We start from the raw sequence: 18576 nt of genomic DNA, 5'->3' as shown, positions 1-18576 counted from the left end.
TATAAGCCACAGCGATATATCTTTCCTTCATCAAAAGGTGTCACTTTTACATTAACAAACAAAACTCCTACATAAAAATGCGTTTCAGAACAAAAAGTCGTACATAAAAATGTTAAGCAACACGAAAAGTCATACATATTTTTATACTTTCGTATCATGAAACGGGATTTATATCAGAAGCTACTATCTTGGAAATCGAGAAAAGACCATAAACCACTAATCATAAGAGGTGCCCGCCAAGTAGGGAAAACATGGCTCATGCGGACTTTTGGTGAAGCATCTTACCAACAGGCCGCTTACATCAATATGGAAAGCAACCCATTGATAAAAAATCTATTTACAGCCGATTTTAACATTGATCGCATCTTATTAGGGCTACAAATCGAGACTGGTATGACGATCGACCCACACACCTTGCTCATTTTTGATGAGATACAAGAAGCTCCCGAAGCCATAACCGCTTTAAAATACTTTCATGAAAACGCCCCCCAATATGATATTATTTGCGCAGGCTGTCTTTTAGGCGTTGCACTACATAGCCAAACTTCATTCCCTGTTGGAAAGGTAGAATTTATGGATCTTCATCCCTTGTCCTTTATAGAGTTCCTGTCCGCTGTTGGAGAAGATGCATTGGTGAAATTGCTCTATAGCAAAGACTGGACAATGGTGAACAGCTTTTCAACAAAATTAAGCGAGTGGTTACGTCACTATTACTATGTGGGTGGTATGCCCGAAGCTGTAAACACATTTATACAGTCTAAAAATCATGATGAAGTCCGATCTATACAAAAACGTATATTAACTGCCTACGAACAGGATTTTTCGAAGCATGCTCCCCACGATATTGTTCCGCGCATTCGTATGCTTTGGAATTCTATACCTGCTCAATTGGCAAAAGAGAACAAGAAATTCATTTATGGAATCATACGACAAGGCGCTCGGGCAAAAGATTATGAGTTAGCGATGGCCTGGCTAAAAGATTGCGGTCTGATTCACAAAATACACAATGTCACCAAACCTGCTATCCCTTTAAAAGCGTACGAAGATTTCAACACCTTCAAACTTTTTTTAGTCGATGTAGGATTACTCGCAGCATTGACCGACCTAGACGCACGTAGTTTATTGGAAGGCAATGCCGTATTCCAAGAATTTAAGGGGGCTCTCACAGAACAATATGTCCTTCAGCAACTCATGACACGGGAAGATTTCAGCACCTATTATTGGTCTCCGGACAATTCGCGTGCTGAAATTGACTTTCTTATACAATATCGAGGTGAGGTGATTCCAATCGAGGTGAAAGCCGAAGAGAATCTACAAGCGAAAAGCTTACGCGTTTACGCTGACAAATACAAGCCACGAAAAGCAATCCGTACTTCCATGAGCAATTATAGAGAGGAAAGCTGGATGGTTAATATACCGCTATTTGCCATTCCGGTGATTTAATTTTTAGTCTCATTGAATTTAAACGAAGTTTGTACCCCTTACAGATATTCCCAAAAATTGTCTTTATTGATAACGATTTCCCTTGCTGGATTGTATTTTTCGGTAAATGATTTGGTAAATATTACCTTCTTTTTCGGACTGTATTTTATTTCATAGACCGAAATTTGATTTTCGATGATTTCCAAAAAGTCTATTTCCGCTTTTTGTGTATTTCTCCAAAAATGGATTTTCCCGTAAAATCCGTCATACGAAAGCCGTTTTATTTTTTCGCTGATGATAAAATTCTCAAACAAAGCACCCCTGTCCTGTCTGCTATTCAACGGATTGAATTGCCCGATGATGGCATTTCGAATGCCGTTGTCATAAAAATAAACCTTGGGTTTTGACGTGATTTCATTCCGCTGGTTGGTCGAAAACGGATACAAACGAAATATTACATACGCTTTTTCCAGCAAGTCAATATAATTGATGACAGTCATTCTATCCACAGCAAGTATTTTTGAAAGCTCGTTGTACGATACTTCGCTTCCTACTTGCAAAGCCAAGGCATTTAACAGTTTCAGCAACAAATCGGGCTTTTTGATATTGACCAGCTCCAACACATCCTTGTAGAGGTAACTTCCCGAAAGCTGTAACAAAATTTTCTGCTTTCGGTTTTCCGTAACCACTTCGGGATACATTCCATAAATCATAAATTCTTCCAAGCGGTTGGTTGCTTCCACAAAACCGTAATGCTCCCTGATTTCCTTCCAGCTCAAAGGGTACATAAGATGTTCCCATTTTCTACCTGTAAGCGGTTCGTTTAGGCTGTCGCCTAATTCCAGCGAACTCGAACCTGTAAGGATAAACTGCTTGCCGAATTTGGCGTCGATAAGCATTTTTACGGCGATACCGATGTTTTCAATACGTTGGGCTTCGTCTATTACAATGACGTCATAATCAGCGGTTGCGTTTTTAAGATAGTTGAAATCCGCATTGGCAAAATTTAAACGGGTTTGCGGATCATCTCCGTTTAACAGCAATACGTTTTTATTCTCCACAAGCTGGGTAATCAAAGTCGTTTTCCCTACCTGCCTTGCCCCCGTAAGCACTATTGCCTTTTTGTTGTCCCAATCTTCTTGGATGTTGGTATATAATTCTCGGTTTACCATACCACAAACATAATAAATTAAGGATTAAACCACAAAATATTATAATATTTTAAGCGTTAAACCACAAAATATTACGTTTGTTTTAGTAATACTGGATTTAGAAGACGGCTTAAAAAATTGTATCTGGTTGAATACATCGATTAAACCGAGGTTAAAAGAACATATATTGTCAGAAGAGATCCGCATATATGGATAAAAGCAAAAGAGATGAAAAAAACAAAACGTATCATCTGCGATACGTTTTTTACTAAAATATGTACCACAGGCGATACATATTTCAAAAATTACCTCTTAACAAAAACCGTAGACTGAATCCAAATAGCAAATATGATTTCCGCAATAAAAGCACATTAAATTACAAATACCTCAACACCTAATCATTTTTCTTAAAAAATTTATAATAAAAAACATTTTTTATTCGTATATTAGCAACCAAATATTTTGAGGAGAGAAATGACAAACGAAAGATTACCGGAACAAGGACTGTATAATCCTGACTTTGAGCATGATGCATGTGGTGTTGGTTTCGTCGCCCACATCAAAGGCAAAAAGTCGCATCAGCAAGTAAAGGATGCCTTGACAATGTTGGAAAACATGGAGCACCGGGGGGCATGTGGCTGTGACCCTGAAAGTGGAGACGGAGCGGGAATTATGATTCAATTACCCCATGAATTTTTATGGGAAGAGTGTATAAGCTTGGGTATTCAACTAGAAGAACCGGGTTATTATGGCACAGGAATGGTCTTCCTTCCTAAAGAAGAGGAATTAAATCAACTATGCCGAAACGCGATTATAGAAGCAACCGAAGAGCGCGGCATGCGGTTCTTAGGTTTCCGCGGTGTACCGGTTAACCGTGAAGGTATCGGCCCAACGGCATTGAGCGCAGAACCCGAGATCGTTCAGTTTTTTGTCTCTCGCCCAGATGGGGTATCCACCACAGAAGATTTCGAACGGAAACTCTTTGTGCTGAGACGTCTTATCATCCAAAAAATAAAACAACAACAAGCCTATCCATTGCCTTTATACATCGCTTCATTATCTTGTAAGACGATTGTATATAAAGGACAATTAACGACTTATCAAGTTGGTACGTATTTCGAAGATTTGAGAGATCCACGTGTTGTATCCGCATTCGGATTAGTACACTCGCGTTTTTCTACAAACACTTTTCCTTCTTGGTCGTTGGCACAACCGTTCCGCAATATCGCGCACAATGGGGAGATCAATACCCTGACCGGAAACCTAAACTGGTTTTATGCCGGCGCAAGAGCACTTTCTTCTCCTTATTTTACCGAAGAAGAAATGCAGATATTGCTTCCGGTAGTTGATCGCGGACAATCGGATTCAGCTTGTTTAGATAACGTCGTGGAATTGCTATTACATAGCGGAAGAAGTTTGCCGCATGTGATGCTGATGCTCGTACCGGAAGCTTGGGATGGCAATACCCAAATGGACCCGTTGAAGAGAGCATTCTATGAATACCACGCAACGCTAATGGAACCATGGGATGGCCCTGCTGCCTTGTGTTTTACCGACGGTAATACCATTGGTGCCACGCTAGACCGAAACGGTTTGAGACCGCTACGCTTTGCCGTGACATCCGATGACCGCGTGGTTGTGGCTTCGGAAGCGGGTGCATTACCGGTACCGGAAAGCTTGATCATTAAGAAAGGTCGTCAACAGCCCGGTAAAATATTCGTCGTGGATATGGAAAAAGGTTGTATTCGTTCTGATGAGGAAGTAAAAGGTGAACTTATCCGCCAACAACCTTATGGCGAATGGCTAGATAATTACAAAATCCGCATGGCGGAATTGGAAGCACCTCGTGTTACCTATACCTACCTTAAAAAAGAATCGGTATTCAAATACCAACAAGCATTCGGTTATTCACGTGAAGATTTAGAAAGTATCATCACGCCGATGGCAATGACCGGTTATGAGCCGATTGGCTCGATGGGTACGGATGTTCCGTTAGCGATTCTATCAGACCAGCCACAGCACCTGTCTAGCTATTTCAAGCAATTCTTTGCACAGGTTACCAACCCACCAATCGATCCGATTCGGGAACGTATGGTGATGAGCTTAGCGACATTCATCGGTAATGCGGGCAATATTCTGGTAGAGGATAAAAAATTCTGTCACTGCGTAACCTTGGAGCATCCGATATTGACCTCGAGCGAATTAGAGAAACTTCGTTCCATCGACACCGGTATATTCCAAGCGAAAACATTGCAGCTTTACTTTAAAGCAGATGGTAAACCGGGGTCATTGGAAGCTGGTCTGGAAAGACTATGTCGATACGCCGATGATGCGGTTCGCGATGGCTTTGAGGTGATCATTCTTTCTGATCGCGCGATCGACTCCCAACACTGTGCGATTCCATCGATCTTAGCGATATCCGCTGTACATCACCACCTTATTAAAACAGGGAATAGAGGTGCGGTAGGTTTAGTGGTCGAGGCTGGTGACATATGGGAAGTACACCACGTTGCTTGTCTATTAGCATTCGGCGCGACAGCCATCAATCCTTATATGGCATTGGCTTCGATCCGTACCATGAAAGAATTAGGGCAGATCGAAACAGAACTGACTTGGGAGGAATTACGAAAAAATTATGTAAAAGCCATCTGTGCAGGCCTGTTAAAGATATTCTCGAAAATGGGTATCTCTACCCTGCAGTCCTACCACGGCGCACAGATATTTGAAGTATTGGGTATAGACAAATCGGTCGTCGATCAATATTTCTGCGGGTCGGTTTCCCGAATAGGTGGATTGACCTTAGACGATATCGCGACAGAAGCTTTATCCAAACATTGGCGAGCTTTCGGACAATCACGCGTGGAACAGAAACTATTGCCAGAAGGCGGTATTTATCAATGGAAACGTCGTGGAGAACGTCATTTGTGGAACCCTGAAACGGTACACCTTTTACAAAAGGCTTGCCGCACAGGTGATTTTGAATCCTACAAACAATACGCAGCGTTCATCAATAACCAAAAAGAACGCATGTACACGCTACGCGGATTACTTGATTTTGCGAAGCATAGAACACCTGTTCCGTTGGAGGAGGTCGAACCTGCAGAAAACATCATGAAACGTTTTGCTACAGGTGCCATGTCCATGGGTTCCATTTCCACGGAAGCACACAGTACCCTAGCCATCGCGATGAACCGTATCGGTGCGAAAAGCAATACCGGCGAAGGGGGCGAGGATGCTGCCCGTTTTAACCGATTGCCTAACGGCGATTCGATGCGCTCTGCCATCAAACAGGTAGCATCTGCACGTTTTGGCGTGACATCACATTACCTAACCGAAGCGGATGAAATCCAAATCAAGATGGCTCAAGGTGCAAAACCAGGTGAAGGTGGTCAGCTACCGGGACATAAAGTAGATGAGTTTATTGCTCGCTTGCGTCACGCAACACCGGGCGTAGGATTGATTTCTCCTCCACCGCATCACGATATTTACTCTATCGAAGACTTGGCGCAATTGATTTTCGACCTGAAAAATGCCAATCGCCAAGCCAGAATCAACGTTAAACTGGTTTCTAAAGCTGGTGTGGGTACGATTGCCGCAGGGGTAGCAAAAGCGCATGCTGACGTGATCCTAATCGCTGGATTTGACGGTGGCACAGGTGCATCACCACTGAGCTCTGTTAAACACGCAGGTTTACCTTGGGAGCTTGGACTAGCCGAAGCACACCAGACACTTGTACAGAATAAGTTACGTAGTCGTGTGGTATTGCAGGCTGACGGACAAATGAAAACCGGACGTGACATTGTCATCGCTACCTTATTGGGCGCAGAAGAATGGGGTGTCGCGACAGCAGCCTTGGTTGCCGGCGGTTGTATCATGATGCGCAAATGCCATCTGAATACTTGTCCGGTAGGTGTTGCTACACAAGATCCCGAATTACGGAAGCTATTCTCCGGAAAACCAGAGGATATCGTCAACCTGTTCCGTTTCCTTGCGGAAGAAATACGGGAAACAATGGCACAGCTTGGTTTCCGCACCATCAACGAAATGGTAGGTCGTGCGCAGTTCTTGAAGAAACGTGAAAATATCGACCACTGGAAAGCCGCGAAAATAGATTTCTCACAGATATTGCATGTTGCGCGAAACGAGCCATCTGAAAGCTTGTACAACACGCAAGAGCAGGATCACGGTATGAGTATGATTTTAGACTGGGGATTATTGAACCAAGCGAAATCTGCTATCGATACAAAAACACCGGTATTTGGCACATTTAAAGTAAAAAATACAGATCGTACCATAGGGACCCTGTTATCGAACGAGGTATCAAAAGTACATGGTGCAGATGGGTTACCGGACAACACCGTTAACTTTAAGTTTGAAGGCTCAGCCGGCCAATCGTTTGGGGCATTTGCTGTCAAAGGACTTTCGTTTGAATTGGAAGGTGAAGCCAATGACTATGTGGGTAAAGGGCTTTCGGGCGCACAGCTTGCTATTTACCCGACAGATGACAGTCCGCTAGTAGCACATGAGAATATTATCATTGGTAACGTTGCGTTGTATGGCGCAACATCCGGTCATCTCTTTATCAACGGTATGGCAGGCGAACGTTTTGCGGTAAGAAACTCCGGAGCTACGGCCGTTGTAGAAGGTATCGGTGACCACGGTTGTGAATACATGACTGGAGGACGTGCACTGATTCTAGGGGAAACAGGGCGTAACTTTGCCGCCGGTATGAGTGGTGGCATCGCTTGGATTTACGATATAGCGGGCAACTTCCGCGAAAATTGCAATCAGGAAATGGTAGACCTTGATCCGCTAGATACAGAAGATGAAAACAGCATCATAGCGTTATTGAAACGCCATATACACCTCACGAACAGTGAGCGGGCGAACCTCATCTTACAAAACTGGGCAAGCGAAAAAAGTAAGTTTATCAAAGTATTCCCACGTGAATACAAAAATGTGTTACGTAAAAAATTAGTGGAAGCTTAATTAGCGGAGGAAAAGTAGTCATGGGAAAACCAACAGGATTTTTAGAATTTGAAAGAGCGCTTCCGCAGAAAGAATCTGTAGAAAGCAGAAGACAAAATTATCAAGAATTTGTACACAGCTATACCGATGATCAGTTGAATCATCAAGCAGCACGCTGTATGAATTGTGGCATTCCTTTTTGCCACTCGGGGTGTCCATTGGGAAATGTAATCCCCGAATTTAACGACGCCGTTTACGATGCTCGCTGGGAAGAAGCGTATAACATCTTGGTGTCAACCAACAACTTCCCGGAGTTTACGGGAAGAATTTGTCCGGCACCCTGCGAAGCCGCTTGTGTGCTAGGTATTAACAAACCACCGGTTGCTATCGAAGAAATCGAAAAACATATCATCGAAATTGCGTATAAGAAAAACTACGTACAGCCAAATAAAAGCTATATCAAAACCGGCAAACGCGTGGCAGTAGTGGGCTCCGGCCCTGCTGGATTGGCTGCGGCGGCACAATTGAACAAAGCGGGACATGATGTCGTGGTATACGAGCGTGATGATAAAGTGGGTGGTTTGCTTCGTTACGGTATTCCGGATTTCAAACTGGATAAATCCGTGATCGACCGTCGGGTGGAAGTAATGGAACAATCGGGTGTCGTATTTAAAACAAATGCGGAAGTAGGTGTGAATGTTCCTGCCAGCGAATTGCAGGATTACGATGCAGTGGTATTGGCTGGAGGATCAACGATTCCACGTAACTTGCCGATTCCGGGACGCGAACTGAAAGGTGTGCATTACGCGATGGAATTTTTGAAGCAGCAAAACAAACGGGTCGGCAACTCCCCTATTGAAGTGGAAGAAATTTTAGCAACGGATAAAAATGTATTGGTTATCGGTGGTGGTGATACCGGTTCCGACTGTGTGGGAACATCTAATCGCCATGGAGCAAAAAGTGTTACACAATTTGAATTGATGCCACAACCACCGCAAGAGCGTACGTCTGCGATGCCTTGGCCAACTTATCCAATGCTGTTAAAAACAACCACATCGCATGAGGAAGGTTGTCAGCGTAATTGGAGTGTGAGCACCAAAGCATTCTTGGGAGACGAAAAAGGACATCTACGTGCCGCATTGATTGTTGACTTAGAATGGGAAACCGATGCACTGGGCAGACCTACCAAATTTAAAGAAATAGAAGGTTCCGAGCGTGAAATCCCTTGTGAATTGGTGACGTTGGCGATGGGCTTCCTACATCCGCAACACGAAGGGCTATTGCAACAACTCGGCGTGAAACTTGACGGACGTGGCAATGTTGAAGCACGAGAAGGCGAATACAAATCGTCTGCTGATAAGGTGTTTGTCGCTGGCGATATGCGTCGCGGTCAATCTCTCGTCGTTTGGGCGATCTCTGAAGGTCGTGAATGCGCTAGAAAAGTAGATGAGTTCCTGATGGGATACTCCGAGCTGGAATGTAAAGATAAAGCTGTTTCATACGCTTAATATCAGAATAGTACTACTCTTAAACCCTCCGGATGTCTTATGAAGTTTCTGGAGGGTTTTTATTTTATTTGAGCGTGAAACAATTTTAAAAAATACCCACTAATGGGTATTTTCTGAAATTAAAATAGCGTATAAATTTACCGTTATTAACATAGTAAGATTATGAAAGCGTTAAATTTAAAATTATATAACAAATCGAAGAATATAATACTACTGTCCAGCATATTGTTATTAGGGCTTCAATTGTCCGCGCAAAATGCTAATGATTATTACAATAGCGCTGTACAGAGCGTTAAATCTAAGCGTATTGCGCAGGCAAAAAAACAATTAGAAATTGCTGCCGGACAAAATCATCCCCAAGCCCTCTATCTGCTGGGGAGTATATACTATCATGGTGATGCTACCAACAGAGATTACTGGACGCCCATCTCTAATCAATCACAGGGATATTCGGGATATAACGGAAATATAGATCTCACGGAAGCATTTATAAACTTTTATTTAGCGGCAGCGGCTGGATCTCCTGACGGTATGCATGCTATCGGTGTGATGTATCAAAAGGGAGAAGCACTATCAAAAGAATACATAAAGGTAAGAAACGAATATTACGATTATGTGAACAGTCCTCATTATGTGAAAAAAGATGATGAAATTGACAGCAAAGCAGCAGCGTTAGCAGTTGATATGATAACGGAATCTAGAGAGAAAACCCGTGATATACCTACTGCGTTATATTGGTATGAAAGAGCGGGAGGAAAAAATTATCCCCTGTCTATGTATTATGCATCACTCTTATTGATTGAGGGCAAAGATGGTATCGAAAAAAATGAACGCAAAGCTTTTGAATGGCTGGCTAAAGGGGCTGCTGCAGGAGATAAAGATTGTACACGCGGTTTAGCAGCAGCCTACGAAACCGGTTTTCAGACTCAAAAAGACTTACCCAAAGCACTCGCACTATATAGAAAAGCGGTTGAATTGGGTGATCAGACGTTAGCTCCTGCGCTATTGCGTTTGCGTGCCGTATTGGAGGTAGACGAAAACGGACAGCTTAAGGATTATTTTGACAACGGCAAACTATGGCGTCTGTACACGTTCAAAGATGGTATCCCGCACGGAAGGCATGAATATCACTATATGAGTGGAAGCTCTGAAATTGGCCTATACAACAATGGAGAAAAAGATGGTGAATGGATAGAAAAGCATGATAATGGACAAATTAGTTCGATAAAAAATTATGCCAATGGCAAGCAGATAGGTGAAGTAAAGAGTTATTTTGAAAATGGCCAGCGGAAGGAAGTCGGATACTACCAGAACGGCAATAGAGAAGGCGAATGGAAAGAATATGATGAAAAGGATGTATTGCGGATAGAGGGCTCGTATGTAAAAGGTAGGGAACACGGCGAATGGAAACACTACCACGATAACAAAAAACTAAAATCTGTGGGTACGTATCAGAATGGGTTACGAGTTGGTGAATGGAAAGAGTTTCATGATAACGGAAAACGAAAATCAATCGGTTTCTACAAAATCTTCAATAACGGACGAAACAGAAAAGATGGAGAATGGAAGTATTACGATGAAAAAGGAAAACTCTCTGATACCGAAATCTATAAGGATGGAGAACCAATAAAAAGATAATAACGTAAGAACTACTATTCAAACCACAATAGCGAACCCTTCAAAGCATTTCAGCAATTTGGAGGGTTTCATTTTATATCAATGCAGCTTCCGGTTAATCAACTTTCTCTCCCTGTTCTCTATTTTCACTTTCACATAAGGATACAGGAATACCGCTCCTAAAATAATAACAGCTCCCATATAAAAACCTAAGCTCATCGTTTCCTGCTGTCCAAAAATGAGCATAGCCAGAAGAATACCATATATAGGTTCCATATTCGTCGTCAATGCAACCGTAAAAGCACTTAATTCCTTCATCACCGCAACACCTAGTACGTAAGCTATAGCCGTACAAACCACCCCTAACAACAATATATAAGCCCAATCGGCATCCGTCAACCACATTTCTGCGTTGAAATCTCCCCTAAGCAGCATGATGACGGATACCCAGAAAAAAGCACCTAACATTTCATAAAACGTAATTACGGTAGGACTCGTCATTTTCACCATCCGGGCATTGAGAATAGAAAAGATACTGGCACACAAAGCTGCACCCAGTCCAAATACAATACCCCATACATATTGAAACTCAAATTTAAAAATGAGATAGATACCTAATATGATAATCAGACCTATGCCCACATCGGCCTTGGATATCTTTGTTTTATTGATAATAGGTTCTAAAATAGAGGTAAAAAGAGTCAGGGAAGATAACGTTACTAATGTAACGGATACCGTCGATATCTTAATAGAATGAAAAAACAGCACCCAATGGATGCCAACAACCCCGCCCACCATAAAAAACTGTATCAGCTTTTCTTTATCGACGTGTATGGATTTGCCTGTAAAGATAAAATAAATAAAAAGGGAAAGAGCTGCAATTAGCACCCGGTACCAGACTAAATGGATGGCAGATATGGATAATAAGCCTCCTAATACCCCCGTAAATCCCCAAATCAACACCGTGAAATGCAGGATCAGGACATTTTTATTGTTCACTATTTCGGTGCTTTATATTTTAGCCAGAGTGCCAGTACTAAAAATAGCACATTCGGAATCAGAATGGCAATTAACGGTGGCAGACCTCCTTTTAAGGAGAACATCGTCGAGAACTGAACCAGGACCAGGAATGTAAAACTCAATGCTATACCGATCCCCAGACTCAAACCAATACCTCCACGAACTTTTTTAGAAGATAACGATACGCCCATTAATGTTAAGATATACGCTGAAAAAGGCCCGATATAGCGTTTGTATTTTTCCAACAGCAAATCGGTCATCATACCTGTTCCACGAGTTTCCTCTTTTGCAATACGTTGGTTCAATTCTTTGGTATCCATAGCAGTAAAGACGTTGTCGTAGGTTTCGAAGTCCCTCGGCAACATATCCAAAGTCGTATCCCGATCTGCACCTTTCTCCATCGTCTCGCGCAGGCCATCAATCGTTCGCACCGTATAATCTTTGATTTTCCATTTCGTAGCAACGGAATCCCAGGTAATACTTTGTGCCATCAGCTTCTCGGTAAGCTGATCACCCTCAAATTTCTCCAATGAAAAATTATAACCTATGTTTCGTTTCGTATCAAAATTGTCGATGTACACGTAGGTATTGGAATCGATCTGCATGTGCGTCGACATCGTAGAGGTGCTGATCTTATGTGGCTTTACGTAAACATTTTCGAAGTTCACCTTAATCTTATTGGTATAAGGAATAATCCAAATATTCGATACCAACGTAAATAAAAAGATAACACTCGCCGCGATCATATAAGGTCGCAGAAAACGGTTAAAGCTCATGCCACCACTCAAAATAGGCACAACTTCCGTCTGATCGGCCATCTTGGAGGTAAAGAAAATCACCGCTATGAAATTGATCAGTGGCGTCAACATATTCAGAAAAAAGGGGATACTGCCCAGCGCATAATATTCCAGAAATACTTTGGACATCGGCGCTTTATATTTAAGGAAATCATCCAATTTCTCTGAAACATCAAAAACAACAATCACGACAATAAAAATACCAACCGTGAACACAAAGGTGCTCAGGTATTTTTTAATGATATAGCGATCAATGATGTTCATTTTCTACAACCTTTGTCCTAAAACTTTTACCATCTTCTCTTTCCAGTCATAAAACGTACCGTCGATAATTTTCTCCCTAGCTTGTTTTACCAGCCATAAGTAAAAGTGAAGGTTATGCAGTGATGCGATCTGCGCACCTAAAATCTCTTGTGATCTAATTAAATGACGAAGATAAGCTTTGGTATGTATTTGATCGACCAACAAATCGCTTTCGGCTTCAATAGGCGAAAAGTCGGCCTTCCATTTTTCATTCTTAATATTGATAATACCATTCTGCGTGAACAACATGCCGTTTCGCGCATTCCGCGTCGGCATGACGCAATCGAACATATCGATACCCAGCGCAATATTTTCGAGAATATTAATCGGCGTGCCTACGCCCATAAGATAACGGGGTTTGTCCTGTGGCAAGATGTTGGTCACGACTTCCGTCATAGCGTACATCTCCTCTGCAGGTTCGCCGACAGAAAGCCCACCGATAGCGTTACCATCTCGATTGAAAGACGCTATCACTTCTGCCGATTTCTCGCGTAAATCTTTATAGACCGATCCCTGAACGATTGGAAAGAGCGTTTGTTCATATCCATACAACGACTCGGTACTGTCGAATCGATCTACACAGCGTTTTAACCAACGATGGGTCATGTCCAACGATTTCCGAGCATAGCTGTATTCACAGGGATAAGGTGTGCATTCGTCAAAAGCCATGATGATATCAGCTCCGATGATGCGTTGCGTATCCATCACATTTTCCGGTGTAAAAAGGTGCTTCGACCCATCGATATGTGAACGAAAAGTTACCCCCTCTTCTCTGATCTTACGTACTTCTGTCAATGAATACACTTGATATCCGCCGGAATCCGTCAATATAGGGCCGTCCCAATGATTAAATTTATGCAGACCACCTGCTTTATGCAGCACATCCAAACCCGGACGCAGATACAGATGATAGGTATTACCTAAAATAATCTGTGCCTGAATATCCTCCACCAATTCATGCTGATGTACTGCTTTAACTGTTCCTGCTGTGCCTACAGGCATAAAAATAGGTGTCTGAATGTTTCCGTGTGCGGTTTCCAAGACACCTGCTCGTGCCTTAGATGCTATATCCTCTGCCTGAAGCGTAAATTTCATATTTATAATATCCCTCGTGCCCTTTTGAGCAAAATCAATGCAAACCTAACTAAATTCATGTTTATATGCAATATAGGAAATATACATATAAAATGAATTTAGTTTGCTCTCCTCTGCCATCAATGGCAAATTATAATAGAGGAAAAATAGGATAAAAATCGGGAGGAAACGAGTGCATGCCAAAATCTTAATAAAACTTAACTTTTTCACTATTTATCTTTGTAGACACCGTATCTTTGCTGCACTATATGACATTATTGGAACAACTTTTATCTTATCTTCCGTATGCACCTATAGGGGTATTGGGTATTTTGTTACTTATCCAACTTTCCTATATCTATTTTGTTTATGGAAAATTAACCTTTTATCCGATAAAATCTTTCCGGGAGGCTACTCAGCAACCTCCCGTAAGTGTAGTTATATGTGCACACAATGAGGAGGAGAACTTAAAATCGTTTCTTCCTCAGATATTGGAGCAGGATTACCCGCTATTCGAAGTAGTATTGGTCGATGATTGTTCGGACGATGAGAGCAAATGGATACTGAAAGAGTTTTCATCCAGATATCCTGAACGGTTAAAGATCGTAGAAATCAAAGAACATATTCGTTTAAAACACACCAAAAAATTTGCGCTCACCATGGGTATCAAGGCGGCGAAATATGAACATCTTGTTTTTACAGATGCCGACTGCCAACCTGCAGGTGCTTTCTGGCTAGCGGAAATGGCAGGCGCTTTCTCCCCTGAAAAAGAAATTGTCCTAGGCTACTCGCCTTATTTCAAACAAAATGGGTTTCTGAATAAATTAATCCGATTTGAAACAACCCATACGGCGATGAGCTATTTAGCCTATGCTTTAAAGGGAAATGCTTATATGGGTGTCGGTCGCAACTTGGCTTATACGAAATCCCTTTTTTATAAAGGTAAAGGTTTCAACAAACATATGCATATCAAATCTGGGGATGACGATCTATTTGTAAACCACAATGCAACCAATACTAACGTGCAAATCGCTATACACCCAGATGCACATATATGCTCTGTTCCTAAGACAACTTGGAAAAGTTATTATAAACAGAAAGCACGTCATTCCGGCGCTTCTACACTATATAAGCGCAAACATAAGCGCATGCTTGCGACACAATTGTTATCTGCTTTATTGTTTTATCTGATGCTATTCGTATGCTTTGTAATCTATCCCAGTTTATGGTACATTCCACTAGGAATATATGGTATACGCTTGCTTAGCCAACTCTTAATTTTTAACCGCATTTATGCAAAACTGGCTATCCGGGATCTGTTTATTTGGCTTCCAATACTGGACGTTTTGTATTATTTTTATATTTGCATCAACGGTCTGTTTAACCGTAGCAAAAAACAAACATCATGGTGATGAATAACATGAACCCAACAGTCGATATTATCTACAAATATTTTCCAACATTAACGGAAAAACAAAAACAACAATTTGCACAATTGGGAGAGGTGTACCCATTCTGGAATGACCAAATTAATGTCATTTCCAGAAAAGATATTGATAGCCTTTATTTGAAGCATGTCCTACATTCACTCGGTGTCGCCAAATTTATGCCGGAGTTCACACCCGGCACCCGGATATTGGATGTTGGAACTGGGGGTGGTTTTCCCGGTATACCTTTAGCTATCCTTTTTCCGGAAGCACAATTTCATTTAGTCGATTCTATTGGAAAAAAAATTAAAGTGGTGCGTGAAGTGGCCCAGGCTCTCGGTTTAGAAAATGTAGAGGCCGACCATATCCGTGCAGAGCAGTTGGATTATAAATATGATTTTGTGATATCGCGCGCGGTAACACGTTTAGGTGAATTTGCTTCCTGGATTCGAAATAAATTTGAAAAACAAGATCGAAATGGTATCCCAAACGGCATTATTTATCTAAAAGGGGGCGATCTTCGGGATGAAATCAAAGAATCACGGCTCAAAGCAGAACTACATCCACTATCCTCCTATTTTAAAGAGGATTTCTTTGACACAAAATACGTGGTATATGTGCCGATGTAGTAGGTTTTCTGCATTACTGGCCTAATTCTTCGTCTATCTTTTTCCCGATAAGATTCACTTCCTCGTCCATGCCAAACATAGGCAATTCCGTTTCGGGGTTCAGCTTTAGCCAAGAGGTGTCCGTATCTTTTACAATTTTAACGTATTCTTTACCTTCTTTGAAAACAAGGTAAACATCTTTTTCTTCGGGGAAAACAGCATATACGATCTCACCGATCGCTATATCAAATGGTTCTTGTGCTCCTTGTAATTCCATTACACTTTATTTTCAATCAAAGTTAGGATTTTTATACAAATTTCTTAACTTTAGATCTCTGAATTATGGCCATGCTCAAACAAATTGCACTTACAAAGATTAAAGGTGTAGGCTCCAAGACGGCGCGTACCTTATTAGCTTACTGCGGTTCAGTCGATGATATTTTTGACGCGAGTAAAAAGCAGCTGCTATCCATTCCAAATATCGGGAAAGCAACCGTGGAATCTATTCTCTCGAAAAACTATCTGTATGAAGCGGAACAAGAAATGGCTTTTGTCGAGAAGCACCGCATCGAAACACTTTGGATTGAAGACACCAATTATCCGCGTCGTTTAAAACAATGCGAAGATGCCCCACTTTTACTTTATTATAAAGGAACAGCAGCTAAAAATCCTAATCGTTGTATCAGCATTGTGGGTACTAGGAATGCAACAGCATATGGAAAACGTCTTTGTGAAGAGCTGATTTCAACACTACAGGAATATGACATACAGATTGTAAGTGGCCTGGCGTATGGTATTGATGTACAAGCACATCGGTTAGCCCTCCGACATAAGATCCCTACTATTGGTGTCTTGGGCCATGGACTGGATAGGATATACCCCGCCGCACATCGGGATGTTGCTTCCCGTATGTTGGAGAATGGCGGTTTGCTTACGGAGTACCCGTCGGATACCGTTCCCGATCGCAACAACTTTCCGGCAAGAAACCGCATTATTGCCGGACTAGCCGACGTCACCATTGTCGTGGAAGCGGCAAAAAAAGGTGGAGCACTCATTACCGCCGAAATTGCGAACAGTTATAATAGAGATGTGTGCGCTTTTCCAGGTGGGATAGATCAGGAATATTCCGCCGGCTGTAATTATTTGATTAAAACGCATCGGGCACACCTTATCCGCCATGCGGACGATCTGATATACCTCATGGGATGGGAACGTCCAACGCCCAAAAAGGAAGGGTTACAACTTCCATTATTAACAAACAACTTGAGCAAAGATGAGCAACGGGTGTACAATTTCTTACGAGAAAGGGAACACGCCCAGGTTGATGAAATTGCCTTTCACCTGGATTGGCCTATGAGTAAATTGGCGATGATACTCTTAGAAATGGAGATGAACGGTATACTCCTCTCTTTACCCGGGAAAATTTACAAGATGCTGTAAAGTATCTGCCAAATGAACATAATTATTTTTAACTGACAATCAAGCTTCTAAGCAAAGTCGTATAAAAAGTTTTCCAAAGAACTATTTTTTTACTACTTTTGTCGCAGGCAAGTCTCCTACGACCAGCTCCCTTTGACTCCCCCAGGTTGGGAACAAAGCAAGGGTATTAGGTTGAGCGGTGCGATAGGAGTAGCTTGCCTATTTTTATTTTATAAACCCCACAGTTTTCTACTACTTTCGTAACCCGCATCACTCCTTCCCTCTTTTTTATACTATTTTTTCAGGTAATAACTTGTTCTTTAAAGGCGATGAAGCTATCATGAATTATTCATCCCCCTTTAGTGTTTGCATAAATCATGATGGTTTCGTTTATTTGTAGTCCGAATTATCGTGAACTTATGAGTTGGTTTAAAAGAAACAAGGCAGGTATCAATACTGCAACCGAAAATAAAAAGGAAGCGCCTGATGGCATGTGGAATAAATGTCCGAATTGCAAAAAGCCGCTATTGAACAGTGAACAAATTGAAAATCAATATGTTTGTCAATATTGTGACTATCATATCCGTATCGGTTCTGCTGCCTATTTCTCCATCCTTTTCGATGACAACAAATACACCGAGCTATTTGAAAACTTAACATCGGGTGATCCGCTTCAATTTTCGGATACGAAACCGTATCCTGTCCGGCTAGCCGACAGCCAAGCGAAGACAGGCCTAAAAGACGCCATCCGTTGTGCCCATGGTAAAATGGAAGGTCAAGATATCGTGATTGCTTGTATGGATTTTACATTTATTGGGGGCTCCATGGGATCGGTAGTTGGCGAAAAAATCGCTCGGGCTATTGATTACTGTATAGCGAACAAAATCCCTTTCATGTTGATTTCCAAATCGGGCGGGGCACGTATGATGGAAGCTGCTTTCTCGTTGATGCAGATGGCGAAGACATCCGCAAAATTAGCGCTGTTAGCACAGGCTAAAATCCCCTATGTTTGTTTATTAACCGACCCGACAACAGGTGGTGTAACGGCTTCCTACGCGATGTTAGGAGACATTAACATTGCTGAACCGGGTGCATTGATCGGGTTTGCTGGCCCACGTGTTATTAAAGAAACGATCAAAAAAGATTTACCGAAAGGCTTTCAGACATCTGAATTTGTTTTGGAGCACGGCTTCCTAGATTTTATTGTGGATCGTCGGAATCTTAAACATAAAGTGGCCAATTATTTACGGTTGGTAAAATAA

At 41.9% G+C, this 18576-nt stretch carries 13 protein-coding genes and 1 other RNA gene; 9 read left to right on the top strand and 5 right to left on the bottom strand.

Annotated elements, in window-relative coordinates; all coding sequences use genetic code 11:
* Positions 1-156 precede the first annotated feature (156 nt).
* Positions 157-1443: an ATP-binding protein gene (locus H8B06_RS14500; protein WP_190994981.1), complete on the top strand. Its 1287-nt coding sequence runs from the start codon at positions 157-159 to the stop codon at positions 1441-1443.
* 38 nt (positions 1444-1481) lie between these two features.
* Here H8B06_RS14500 and H8B06_RS14495 read toward each other — a convergent pair whose 3' ends face one another.
* A complete protein-coding gene (locus H8B06_RS14495) occupies positions 1482-2594 on the bottom strand; it encodes an ATP-binding protein (protein ID WP_190994980.1) in 1113 nt (370 codons plus the stop codon).
* Between the two features lie 453 nt (positions 2595-3047).
* On the opposite strand from H8B06_RS14495, the gene gltB reads away from it, so the two are divergent.
* The 3 genes from gltB (at position 3048) to H8B06_RS14480 (ending at position 10687) form a co-directional block, all read left to right on the top strand.
* Positions 3048-7562: a glutamate synthase large subunit gene (gltB, locus tag H8B06_RS14490; protein WP_190994979.1), complete on the top strand. Its 4515-nt coding sequence runs from the start codon at positions 3048-3050 to the stop codon at positions 7560-7562.
* Between the two features lie 20 nt (positions 7563-7582).
* Positions 7583-9049, top strand: a complete 1467-nt coding sequence (locus H8B06_RS14485) for a glutamate synthase subunit beta (RefSeq protein WP_130143302.1) — start codon at positions 7583-7585, stop codon at positions 9047-9049.
* A 162-nt stretch (positions 9050-9211) separates the two neighbouring features.
* Positions 9212-10687, top strand: coding sequence for an SEL1-like repeat protein (locus tag H8B06_RS14480; protein ID WP_190994978.1), 1476 nt, complete (start codon positions 9212-9214; stop codon positions 10685-10687).
* A gap of 78 nt (positions 10688-10765) precedes the next feature.
* Here the strand turns inward: H8B06_RS14480 and H8B06_RS14475 are convergent, their stop codons facing one another.
* From H8B06_RS14475 to tgt, 3 genes are read right to left on the bottom strand one after another with little or no spacing between them, the layout of a single operon-like run.
* Positions 10766-11668 carry a DMT family transporter gene (locus tag H8B06_RS14475; RefSeq protein ID WP_190995116.1) on the bottom strand — a complete coding sequence of 301 codons (903 nt, stop codon included), beginning with the start codon at positions 11666-11668 and terminating at the stop codon, positions 10766-10768.
* Positions 11665-12747 (bottom strand): LptF/LptG family permease, encoded by a 1083-nt coding sequence (locus H8B06_RS14470; RefSeq protein ID WP_190994977.1) that lies wholly within the window; start codon positions 12745-12747, stop codon positions 11665-11667. Before H8B06_RS14470 ends, H8B06_RS14475 begins: the two co-directional genes overlap by 4 nt.
* Before the next feature lie 3 nt (positions 12748-12750).
* Complete coding sequence (gene tgt / locus H8B06_RS14465; protein WP_190994976.1) at positions 12751-13881, bottom strand: tRNA guanosine(34) transglycosylase Tgt; 1131 nt, start codon at positions 13879-13881, stop codon at positions 12751-12753.
* 248 nt (positions 13882-14129) lie between these two features.
* Between tgt and H8B06_RS14460 the strand changes: the two genes are divergently transcribed.
* Together H8B06_RS14460 and rsmG are read left to right on the top strand one after the other, a co-directional pair.
* A complete protein-coding gene (locus H8B06_RS14460) occupies positions 14130-15272 on the top strand; it encodes a glycosyltransferase (RefSeq protein WP_190994975.1) in 1143 nt (380 codons plus the stop codon).
* A gap of 8 nt (positions 15273-15280) precedes the next feature.
* Complete coding sequence (gene rsmG, locus H8B06_RS14455; RefSeq protein ID WP_190995115.1) at positions 15281-15916, top strand: 16S rRNA (guanine(527)-N(7))-methyltransferase RsmG; 636 nt, start codon at positions 15281-15283, stop codon at positions 15914-15916.
* A 13-nt stretch (positions 15917-15929) separates the two neighbouring features.
* Here the strand turns inward: rsmG and H8B06_RS14450 are convergent, their stop codons facing one another.
* Complete coding sequence (locus H8B06_RS14450) at positions 15930-16172, bottom strand: hypothetical protein (RefSeq protein ID WP_130143307.1); 243 nt, start codon at positions 16170-16172, stop codon at positions 15930-15932.
* Positions 16173-16237: 65 nt separating this feature from the next.
* On the opposite strand from H8B06_RS14450, the gene dprA reads away from it, so the two are divergent.
* The 3 genes from dprA to accD all read left to right on the top strand — a co-directional run bounded on the left by dprA (position 16238) and on the right by accD (position 18576).
* Positions 16238-17335 carry a DNA-processing protein DprA gene (dprA, locus tag H8B06_RS14445; protein WP_190994974.1) on the top strand — a complete coding sequence of 366 codons (1098 nt, stop codon included), beginning with the start codon at positions 16238-16240 and terminating at the stop codon, positions 17333-17335.
* 105 nt (positions 17336-17440) lie between these two features.
* Positions 17441-17538, top strand: an RNA gene (ffs, locus tag H8B06_RS14440) — signal recognition particle sRNA small type.
* Between the two features lie 195 nt (positions 17539-17733).
* Positions 17734-18576 (top strand): acetyl-CoA carboxylase, carboxyltransferase subunit beta, encoded by an 843-nt coding sequence (gene accD, locus H8B06_RS14435; RefSeq protein WP_190994973.1) that lies wholly within the window; start codon positions 17734-17736, stop codon positions 18574-18576.

Source organism: Sphingobacterium micropteri, assembly GCF_014692515.1.
GTDB classification, from domain to species: Bacteria; Bacteroidota; Bacteroidia; order Sphingobacteriales; family Sphingobacteriaceae; genus Sphingobacterium; species Sphingobacterium micropteri.
The sequence above is the reverse complement of the archived record's forward strand: the minus strand, read 5'-3'. Positions and strand labels throughout refer to the sequence as shown.

What these genes read in the sequence shown, in the direction of transcription:
- H8B06_RS14500 (WP_190994981.1), top strand. Translation starts at nt 157, where the DNA reads ATGAAACGGGATTTATATCAGAAGCTACTATCTTGGAAATCGAGAAAA.
- H8B06_RS14495 (WP_190994980.1), bottom strand. Translation starts at nt 2,594, where the DNA reads ATGGTAAACCGAGAATTATATACCAACATCCAAGAAGATTGGGACAAC.
- gltB (WP_190994979.1), top strand. Translation starts at nt 3,048, where the DNA reads ATGACAAACGAAAGATTACCGGAACAAGGACTGTATAATCCTGACTTT.
- H8B06_RS14485 (WP_130143302.1), top strand. Translation starts at nt 7,583, where the DNA reads ATGGGAAAACCAACAGGATTTTTAGAATTTGAAAGAGCGCTTCCGCAG.
- H8B06_RS14480 (WP_190994978.1), top strand. Translation starts at nt 9,212, where the DNA reads ATGAAAGCGTTAAATTTAAAATTATATAACAAATCGAAGAATATAATA.
- H8B06_RS14470 (WP_190994977.1), bottom strand. Translation starts at nt 12,747, where the DNA reads ATGAACATCATTGATCGCTATATCATTAAAAAATACCTGAGCACCTTT.
- tgt (WP_190994976.1), bottom strand. Translation starts at nt 13,881, where the DNA reads ATGAAATTTACGCTTCAGGCAGAGGATATAGCATCTAAGGCACGAGCA.
- H8B06_RS14460 (WP_190994975.1), top strand. Translation starts at nt 14,130, where the DNA reads ATGACATTATTGGAACAACTTTTATCTTATCTTCCGTATGCACCTATA.
- rsmG (WP_190995115.1), top strand. Translation starts at nt 15,281, where the DNA reads ATGAACCCAACAGTCGATATTATCTACAAATATTTTCCAACATTAACG.
- H8B06_RS14450 (WP_130143307.1), bottom strand. Translation starts at nt 16,172, where the DNA reads ATGGAATTACAAGGAGCACAAGAACCATTTGATATAGCGATCGGTGAG.
- dprA (WP_190994974.1), top strand. Translation starts at nt 16,238, where the DNA reads ATGGCCATGCTCAAACAAATTGCACTTACAAAGATTAAAGGTGTAGGC.
- accD (WP_190994973.1), top strand. Translation starts at nt 17,734, where the DNA reads ATGAGTTGGTTTAAAAGAAACAAGGCAGGTATCAATACTGCAACCGAA.